Source organism: uncultured Campylobacter sp. (assembly GCF_938031315.1).
Lineage (GTDB): Bacteria > Campylobacterota > Campylobacteria > Campylobacterales > Campylobacteraceae > Campylobacter_B.
In genome coordinates this window covers 1-8,464 of record NZ_CALHHT010000090.1, presented here as the reverse complement: position 1 = coordinate 8,464, position 8,464 = coordinate 1, and the positions used below count along the sequence as shown (strand labels likewise).

General features: G+C 50.8%; 8 protein-coding genes. All 8 read right to left on the bottom strand.

All coding sequences use genetic code 11. The annotated features are described in order from the left end of the window. Positions 1-30: 30 nt before the first annotated feature. On the bottom strand, positions 31-672 hold the full coding sequence (locus Q0236_RS02445; RefSeq protein ID WP_297914671.1) for a hypothetical protein: 642 nt from the start codon (positions 670-672) through the stop codon (positions 31-33). Positions 673-780: 108 nt separating this feature from the next. Next, the gene (locus Q0236_RS02440) at positions 781-1,755 is read right to left on the bottom strand and encodes a molecular chaperone DjiA (RefSeq protein ID WP_297914668.1); all 975 of its coding nucleotides are present in this window, start codon (positions 1,753-1,755) and stop codon (positions 781-783) included. Between the two features lie 3 nt (positions 1,756-1,758). Further along, positions 1,759-3,954 carry a phosphoribosylformylglycinamidine synthase subunit PurL gene (gene purL / locus Q0236_RS02435; protein WP_297914665.1) on the bottom strand — a complete coding sequence of 732 codons (2,196 nt, stop codon included), beginning with the start codon at positions 3,952-3,954 and terminating at the stop codon, positions 1,759-1,761. Between the two features lie 64 nt (positions 3,955-4,018). Further along, a complete protein-coding gene (locus Q0236_RS02430) occupies positions 4,019-4,807 on the bottom strand; it encodes a glycosyltransferase family 2 protein (protein ID WP_297914661.1) in 789 nt (262 codons plus the stop codon). Then, on the bottom strand, positions 4,771-5,562 hold the full coding sequence (locus Q0236_RS02425; protein WP_297914658.1) for a polysaccharide deacetylase family protein: 792 nt from the start codon (positions 5,560-5,562) through the stop codon (positions 4,771-4,773). The genes Q0236_RS02430 and Q0236_RS02425 overlap by 37 nt, the downstream gene beginning before the upstream one ends. Continuing rightward, positions 5,559-6,725, bottom strand: coding sequence for a glycosyltransferase (locus tag Q0236_RS02420; RefSeq protein ID WP_297914656.1), 1,167 nt, complete (start codon positions 6,723-6,725; stop codon positions 5,559-5,561). Before Q0236_RS02420 ends, Q0236_RS02425 begins: the two co-directional genes overlap by 4 nt. Further along, positions 6,713-7,945, bottom strand: coding sequence for a glycosyltransferase (locus tag Q0236_RS02415; protein WP_297914652.1), 1,233 nt, complete (start codon positions 7,943-7,945; stop codon positions 6,713-6,715). The genes Q0236_RS02420 and Q0236_RS02415 overlap by 13 nt, the downstream gene beginning before the upstream one ends. Next, on the bottom strand, positions 7,942-8,464 hold a 523-nt coding region (locus Q0236_RS02410), incomplete at its 5' end, for a polysaccharide deacetylase family protein (protein WP_297914649.1). The genes Q0236_RS02415 and Q0236_RS02410, both read right to left, overlap by 4 nt.

Genomic DNA, 8,464 nt, shown 5'->3' with positions numbered 1-8,464 from the left:
ATAAAATTTTTCATTTATCGCTCCTTAAATTTAATCCAACCTTTTAGACTTTTCTCTGCAAAGCAGACCAAGAAGCGTAGCACCGCTAAGCACGACGGATTTTTTCACATGATCTGCTACTGTCGAATTTAGTTTTTCTAAAATTTTTTTATCCACATAAGATAACTTTTCATTAACGAAATCATACCTGGATGAAATTTTCCCCATTCCTTTTCTTGACATCAAAACATCATAACTATATGCCACGATTGGCTCACCTCGTGAATATATAGTGATATACTCCTTTATATGTACATATTTTCCTGTGGACAATGCTTTACAAACGCCGTCATTATGGCTATAAGAGATCACTTTAATAAATTCGTTCGGAACGAATATTATCTCCGTAATTTTTTTAGAATTATCTTCCTTTATCGCGCTAGGATCTATATAACCATTTCCCATTTCATCCATATAAATCTGCATACCAAGTCCCGGTGCCGTAAGATATTTGCCTAACACTTTGCCGTTTTTATAGAGTTTTCCGTTATGGGCTCGGTATCTGGTGGAAATATTTTTGTCAAAGCTTAACATTGCGATATCTTCCGAGTCGGCTATTCCGTTTTGGTCTTTTTTGCTCGCGCATCCTCCAAGTAGTGCCGCCAAAACGGCAAAAACTATAAAATTTTTCATTTATCTCTCCTTAAATTCTAATCCTTCGCCGCACCTTGCCGCCGTCTCGCCATCCTATTTTAAAATTTCAAGACGCTCTGCGCCCTCAAATTTTAAAATTTGCTCGCCCTACTTCTCGCCGAAGCGCTCCTTTAAAATTTTATACGCCTCGTTGATCTCCTGAAGCTTCTTCGTGCCCTCCTGGATGATCTCCTCGTCCGCGCCCTTGCCCATCAGGATGTCGGGGTGGTATTTTTTCACGAGCTCGCGATATTTTTTCTTGATCTCGCTAAACGTAGCGTCCTTGGAGAGCCCCAAAATTTCATACGGATCTCTTTTGCTTTTGGCGGAGCCTTGCGAGCCGCCCGAATAGCCGCTACCATATCCGCCGCCGTATGAACCGCCCGAACTTTGCGAGCCTCCGTAGCCCGTACCGGCCGAGCCTCCGTAGCCGTAGCCCGTGCCGCCGCCATAACTGCTGCTGCCGTAGCCGCCGGTGCTTCTGCCGCCGTATTTGTCCCAATACCCGCCGCTTCTTGTGCTATAGCCGTCGTATTCGTCGTAAGCCGTATCGCTTTGCGCGCCGCCGTTTTCGTAATATGTGCCGTAAAAGCTGCGCTCAAAGGTCGCAAACATCTGGCTTTGGATATGCTCCGCAAGGCCCAATCCGTCGCAGATCTGCGAGATCGTGCGCCGCTCCGCCGCGCTAAAACCGCGATCGACGTAGGCTAAATTTAAAAAGAAATAGATTAGTCCCGTTTTGCGGCTCGGGCTCGGGCGGTAGGTTTGGTTATATTTTTCGGCGAGCTCGCGCACGTTTGCGAGACTTTCTTTCTCGACTTTGTAAACGAGCTTCAGCGCCTCGCGTTCGCGCTCGCCGGCGCCCATTTGGCGAACCAAATCGTCCAAAATTTCGCTTATCATCGCAGCTTCGGACTCGCTTACGTGCCCGTCGCTTTTGGCGACCTTGGCTAGAAGCGCTACTAAAATTTTAGCCTCTCCTAGCTGCATTCGCGCCTTGCCGCGATAGCCGGAGTTGCCGAAAGCCCCGCCGATCTGAGCAAAAATATAAAGCGCGATTAAAAGAAATACAATGCCAAGCACGCGCTAATCTTCGCTCTTTACGATCTTGGCAAACTCGCCGAAGTAAATTTCTTTTAGCGCAGCAAGGTTTTTACGGACGGAATTTATGCGAAACTCTTCGCCGCCGCTGGTGCCTAGGCGCATCAAGCTTAGCCCGTATTTTGCGGCCAGCTCTTTAAATTTCGCCTCGTCGCGCACGCCGAAAATCGCGCGCGAAAAGCTCTCGTCGAAAATATCTCTGCTATCATCGCAACTCATCTCAAACTCGCCGCCTACGCCGCCTACGCACGCCATCTTCGCAAGCGTGATCGCCACGCCGCCGATTCCTACTGAGTTTGCAAATTCCAAAACTCCGCTCCTGCCTGCTTCTATCGCGAAGTCCCACAGAGCGCGCTCTGCCTTTAAATTTAGCTCGGGCAGGCTGCCTGCGACGCGATTTTCCACCGCTTTCATATAAAGCGAACCCGCAAATACGCCCTTCGTATCGCCTACCAGATAGACGCTCACGCCGCTAGCGCAAAAATCGCTAGGGATGATCTCGCCCTCGTTCGTGCCCATGCAGACGATCGCGGGAGTAGGCTGGATGCTAACGCCGCCCGTTTCGTTATAAAGGCTTACGTTGCCGCTTACGACGGGGGTATTTAGCGCGGCGCAAGCCTGCTTGATCCCCTCGCAGCCCTGCGCGAACTGCCACATAACCTCGGGATTTTGCGGATTGCCGTAGTTTAGGCAGTCGGTGATGGCTAGAGGCGTCGCACCGCTCATCGCGACCTTTCGCCCTGCCGACGCTACCGCTAGCGCCGCGCCTATGCGAGGATGGACGTAATTCATCCGCGTGTTGCAGTCCGCAGCCATCGCGAGCTTTACGCCGTTTTGCTTAACGCGCATCACCGTAGCGCCCAGCATGCCGGGACGCTTGGCGGAGTTTAGCCCTACGTTAGCGTCGTATTGATCATAGATATAGGATTTATTTAGCACTTCGGAGTCCTCAAAAATTTTATCAAACGCCGCGTCCAGCTCGCGCTCGCTTGCGCCGCAGCCGCATAAATTTTGCCGCGCGATCTGCGCCATATATGCAGGCTCTTTTATCGGGCGATCCAGCACGGGCGCTGCCTCGCTAAGCGGCTCGATCGGAATGACGCCCGCCAACTCACCGTGCCAAAAAAGCTCCATCTTGCCGCTATCCGTCACCTCGCCGATGACGGCGGCGTCGAGATCCCATTTAGCAAAAATTTCTTTGATTTTCTCCTCGCAGCCCTTTTTGGCGCAGATCAGCATGCGCTCTTGGCTCTCGCTTAGCATCAGCTCATACGGGCTCATCCCCTCCTCACGCATTGGCACAAGGTCTAAATTTAATCTCATGCCGCTGCCGCTACGCCCCGCCATCTCAAAGCTACTTGAAGTAAGCCCCGCAGCACCCATATCCTGGATACCCACGACGTAATCGGTTTTAAAAAGCTCCAAGCACGCCTCCATCAGCAGCTTTTCGGCGAACGGATCGCCCACCTGCACGGTCGGGCGCAGAGATTTGTTCTCCTCGCTGAAGCTATCGCTCGCCATCACGGCTCCGCCAAGCCCGTCGCGACCCGTCTTAGAGCCCACGTAGATCACGCTGTTGCCCACGCCTTCGGCCCTGCCGTAGAAAATTTCATCCTTTTTAACGATACCCAGAGCAAAGGCGTTAACTAAAATGTTGCCGTCAAAGCTCTTATCGAAGCTCGTCTCGCCGCCGATCGTAGGGATCCCCATGCAGTTGCCGTAGTGAGCGATGCCCGCGACTGCCCCTTTTATCAGATAGCGCTGCTTTCGTGCATTCTCGCTTCTTCCTCGCACCTCGCCGAAACGAAGCGAGTTCATATTGGCTTCGACGCGCGCGCCCATCGTAAAGATATCGCGCAGTATCCCGCCCACGCCGGTCGCAGCCCCCTGAAACGGCTCAATGAAGCTAGGGTGGTTGTGGCTTTCCATCTTAAAAACCGCAGCCATGCCGCCGCCGATGTCGATGACGCCTGCATTTTCGCCGGGGCCCTGGATGACCCAAGGCGCCTTGGTCGGGAAGCCGCTTAAATATTTTTTGCTCGATTTGTAGCTACAGTGCTCGCTCCACATCGCGCTAAAAATCCCAAGCTCGAGCAGATTTGGCTCGCGACCTAAAATTTTTAAAATTTTTTCATATTCTTCGTCTGAAATTTTATGTGCCGCTATCGTTTTTTTATCCATTTTTTCGCCCTTTTCGCCGTTAAATTTAAGTCGCAATAATAACTAAAATTTTCTATCATTTCGATTAATCTTCGCCCTTTTTAAGATACTTCTCGTAAAGTTTCGCCTCTTTTAAAAACGCGTAAAATGCGTTAATATTTGCCGTGATAAATCCCTTGCGCCCGTCAAAAAGCGATCTGCGCAAAATGTATGATTTAAAAAACGCAAACGGATAGATCAGCAAAAGCTTCGCAAGGCTCGGCTTCTTGCCCTTCTCAAAATCCCCCTGCGCGCGCAGCGTAGAGTAGTTGTTGTTTTTCGTAACGAGCTCGGCGATCGGCTTTTCGCTAAAATGGTTGATGCAGAATTTGCTCTTTTTTACCGCACCCTTTATGATCGAAATTTGCGCGTGCACCCCCATATTTTTATACTCGCCGCACTCCTTGCGAAAGAAGCGGATGTGGGTGTTTTTGCGCACGAGATCGGAGCATTTGCGCCCAAGCGAGTATTCGTGAAATTTAATATCCAGCGCCGAGTAATCGCTCTGGCTCATAAACTCCTCTATCTCGCCTTTTAGCTCAGGACTTACCTCCTCGTCGCCGTCGAGATTTAGTACCCATTCGTTGCTGCAGAGCGAAAATGCGTAGTTTTTCTGCACCCCCTCGCCCTGCCAGTCGTGGTGGTAAATTTTATCGGTAAATTTACGCGCGATTTGCAGCGTGGCATCGGTGCTGCCGCTATCGACGATTATGATCTCGGCAAAATCCGCCACGCTACGCAGCATACGCTCGATGTGGCGCTCCTCATTCATCACTATCGCATAAACGGACGCTTTAATCATAGTTTGTTCCTTATCCTCGTAAATTTCAGCCAAAAATCAAAAAACCCCTCCGTGCCCAAAATGCCGATACGCTTTACGGCGTATTTGTCGTCGCCCGCCTCGTAAAGTCCGCGCTTGACGACCACCGCGCCTTTAAAATTTGATCTGGCGATATTTAAAATTTCGTCGTTAAATTTACCGTACGGGTAGGCAAACACCTCGCACGGCTGAGCGCAAATACGTGCTACGCGAGCCTTGGACGTGATGATCTCATCTGCGGCGAGCTGCGGATCGTTCGCGTAGGTAAGGTCTAAATTTACGTGGTGCATCGTATGCGCGCCAAACTCCACCAGCCCGCTTGCTTGCATTTTTAAAATTTGCTCCTCGCTTAGCATCCGCGCAAGATGAGCGGTGTTGGCGCGCTCCCAGTCGTTTTGCACGGCGTCCGGCACCAAAAATATGCTCGCTTTGAAATCGTATTTTTTCAAAATTTCAAAGGCGCTGGTAAAGTTATTTTCAAACCCGTCGTCGAATGTGATGCAAACCGCCTTTTTAGGCAGCCGATCTAGCGCGATAAGCTCGCCAAATTTAAAGCTTTTAAAGCCGTTTTTCGCAAGCCACGCGATCTGTCTTTCAAAATCAGCAGGTCTTAGACGCCATTTGTCGAATTTATCGCCCTTGTGCTCCTCTACGCTATGATACATCAGCACCCGCGCCTTATGCCAGCCCTGCGGGATCCGCCACCAGTTATACCGCAGCGAAACGCCTACCGCAGCGGCAAAGATCAGAAAGGCTACAAAATAAATCATCTGAATTTCTCTCCGTTTTTATAGACGAACTCGCGCCATTCGTAAGTCTCGCTGTAAAAATCGCCCCGCTCGTTTTTGTCTTTTCCGCCTAGTGCGCCGCGACGTTCGCCGCCGCTCTCGCTGCATTTTTCATCAGAAATTTCACCGCAGGCATCTGCGCCGAAGCTCTCTTCAAAGATCGTCTCAAGCATAAATTTTGCCACTCGGGCGGCATTTGCGATCCTTAGCGTCTTGGCTCTGCCGCGCTGCGCGATGCGTACGTATTCGTCGCCTGCAAGAAGGCATTTGATCTTTGAAAAGCAATCCGCAGGATCGTCAAAATAAACTATCTCCGAGCCGTCCTCGTAAAGCCGCTCAAACCCCGCGATCTTGGGGCTAAAAGTGCAGACACCGCATCCTAAAAACTGTGCCATGCGGTCGCTCGCGCCGAGCAATTTATGAGCGCGCGCGCACTCAAGTTCGTCGTCGCGATTAAAATTTATCGCGATCTTCGCAGCCGCGATCTCGCGATGAAATTTATCGCCGAATACGGCAGGCGCGCCGAGGCTTGCAAAAATTTTAAGCCTAAGCCCCCCTTTTTCGCAAAAATCGCGCAGCAAAAGCGCAAATTTATACCTCACGTCCTCTTGATAATCGCGCGCCATGTAGATCACGTCGGTCGTTTTAGCGGCGTCTAGGCGTCTATCAAACGCCGCGTCGGAGATGTTTGGGAAAAAGGCGAATTTCGCGCCGTATCTTGCCGAAAGATCACGCAGCTTCAGCGCATTCGCCCAAAAAAACACGTTGATGAAGCTTAGCTTTTCGAAAAATTCCCGTTTTTCTTGCAGATGATCGACGTACCAGATCGCGATTTTAATCTTAGGAAGCGCCGATTTTATCGCCTGCAGCGTGCTAAGACCGATCTTTTCGCCCTTGCCGATTAGAAGCAGATCGGCGCCGATGTTTTCGCAGATACGCACGAGCTTGTCGTTCATCTTTTTTAAGCCGCTGTTTTTCAGCCCGCAAAAACGCAGGCTCCGCTCCCAATCGCGGTAGCTAAAATCATAGACGAAGTGCCCGCTGCAAACGAGCCCGTGGCTGATCTTGCGCTCCATGCCGTAGAAAAAACTACCGTCGTCGTATTCGTTGAAAATGCCGCAATGCACGATCTTTAGGCTTCGCATAACAGCTCCTCGTAGTAATTTTTAAGCGAGCTAATATAATTTTGTAGCGTCAAAGTTTGCTTAAGAACGGCGTGTTTTTGCGCAAAAGCCCGGGCGTATTTGCCGTAAGCGCGGTAAATTTCATCGATCTTGGCGCCCAAATCCGCCGCCTCGCACAAAAACTCCTCGCTTAAAATTTCCGAAATTCCGCCCGCGCGGGTAGAGATCAGCACGGGCGAATAAAAAATACCTTCGATCAAAATCACCGGAAAGCCCTCCTTGCGCGAGCTGATGACGTGCAGGTGCGACGCGGCAAGCGCAGCTGGGACGTCGTCGCAAAAGCCGCATAGCCGCACGCGGTCCTGCAAATTTAGCGAATCGATTAAATTTTGCAAATTTTGCCTCTCGCCGCCCTGCCCGTAAATTTTAAGCTCGAAATCAAATTTCAGCTCGCTTGCGGCGCGGATCAAAAGATCAAAACCCTTGATCTTATCGAGCCTGCCGACCGCAACGATGCTAAATTTAAAATTTCCCGCCGCCGCGCTTGCGCCCTGTTGCGATACGAATATGCTACTAGTCTTATTTTGCGATGCGTCCGCATCCAAAGCCCTATCTTGCGACACACCCGCCCTGCCAGGCGTATCTTGCGACGCAAATGCAGCACCAGCTATGTTTTGCGGTGCGCCCACAGCGCTAGCCGAGTCGTCGCGCGCATCTTTTTTTCTCTCAAGCGCCCTATTTGCGGCGCCTTCCGCGTCCTTGCAGCGCGCGAAAATTTCATGATTTACAAACTCCCGCCGCGGCTCTATGCCGAAATATATCACCTTCGCGGCGTGATTTATCGTGGTTGCGACCTTGCGCGAGGCTGCGATGACGTTTCGCACGCGATCGAAAACGGGCGCTTTGCGGTCGTTGTGCTTGGTCGCAACGAGCTTAAGATTTAAAAATTTTTCGACCACGAAGCCAATCTGCGCGGCTTTGGCGCCGTGCGAATGTAAAATTTCAAATCCGCCCGAGCGTAAAAACCGATAAATTTCAGCGAACAAAAACGGATTGTAGCGCTTGTCGCGGCTTTTGTACTCATAAATTTGCACGCGAGCATCCAGACGCTGCAAAAACTCGCATCTATCGGGCACGATTAGCGCCGCCTGCTCGCTTTTGCAAAGCTCATTTAGCGAGTCGATCACGATCTTTTCGACGCCGCCGTAAAATCTGGAGCAGCAAAGATAGGCGATTTTCATCTATTTCTGCCCTTTTTCATCTTCAAAATGAAGCTAAAAAGCCCTTGCCTGCCGCTAACCATGATGCGCGGAATTTCAAAGTTTGAGTAGTGCGGGCGCAACACGTCGTTTTGCGTCGTAACGGCACAGCTAAAGCCCGCCTCGCGCGCGCAGCGCACGCTAATCTCGTCGTAAAAGCCGAACGGATAGGCAAAGGCGCTGCAAGAGATGTCAAATTTCGCCTCTATTTCGCGCTTTGATTCGCTCATCTGGCGCAGCTGCTCTGTCGCGTCTAAGCTAGGCAAATTTGCATGATCGAGCGTATGCGAGCCGATCTCGATGAGGCCGCTTTGCAAAAGCTCGCGAACCTCCTCGTCGCTTAACATCTGCTCGCGATTTAGCTCGTCGCTTGATTTTTTCAGATCCTTATCGGTCGCCCAATCCCCGTCAAAGCGCCGGTTCACGATGAAAATCGTCGCCTTAAAGCCGTATTTTTGAAGTATCGGCAGGGCGTCCGTAAGATTATCGCGATATCCGTCG

Excerpts from the sequence above, each read along its gene's own strand:
- Q0236_RS02425 (WP_297914658.1), bottom strand. The coding sequence starts at position 5,562 with ATGATTTATTTTGTAGCCTTTCTGATCTTTGCCGCTGCGGTAGGCGTT.
- Q0236_RS02420 (WP_297914656.1), bottom strand. The coding sequence starts at position 6,725 with ATGCGAAGCCTAAAGATCGTGCATTGCGGCATTTTCAACGAATACGAC.
- purL (WP_297914665.1), bottom strand. The coding sequence starts at position 3,954 with ATGGATAAAAAAACGATAGCGGCACATAAAATTTCAGACGAAGAATAT.
- Q0236_RS02415 (WP_297914652.1), bottom strand. The coding sequence starts at position 7,945 with ATGAAAATCGCCTATCTTTGCTGCTCCAGATTTTACGGCGGCGTCGAA.
- Q0236_RS02445 (WP_297914671.1), bottom strand. The coding sequence starts at position 672 with ATGAAAAATTTTATAGTTTTTGCCGTTTTGGCGGCACTACTTGGAGGA.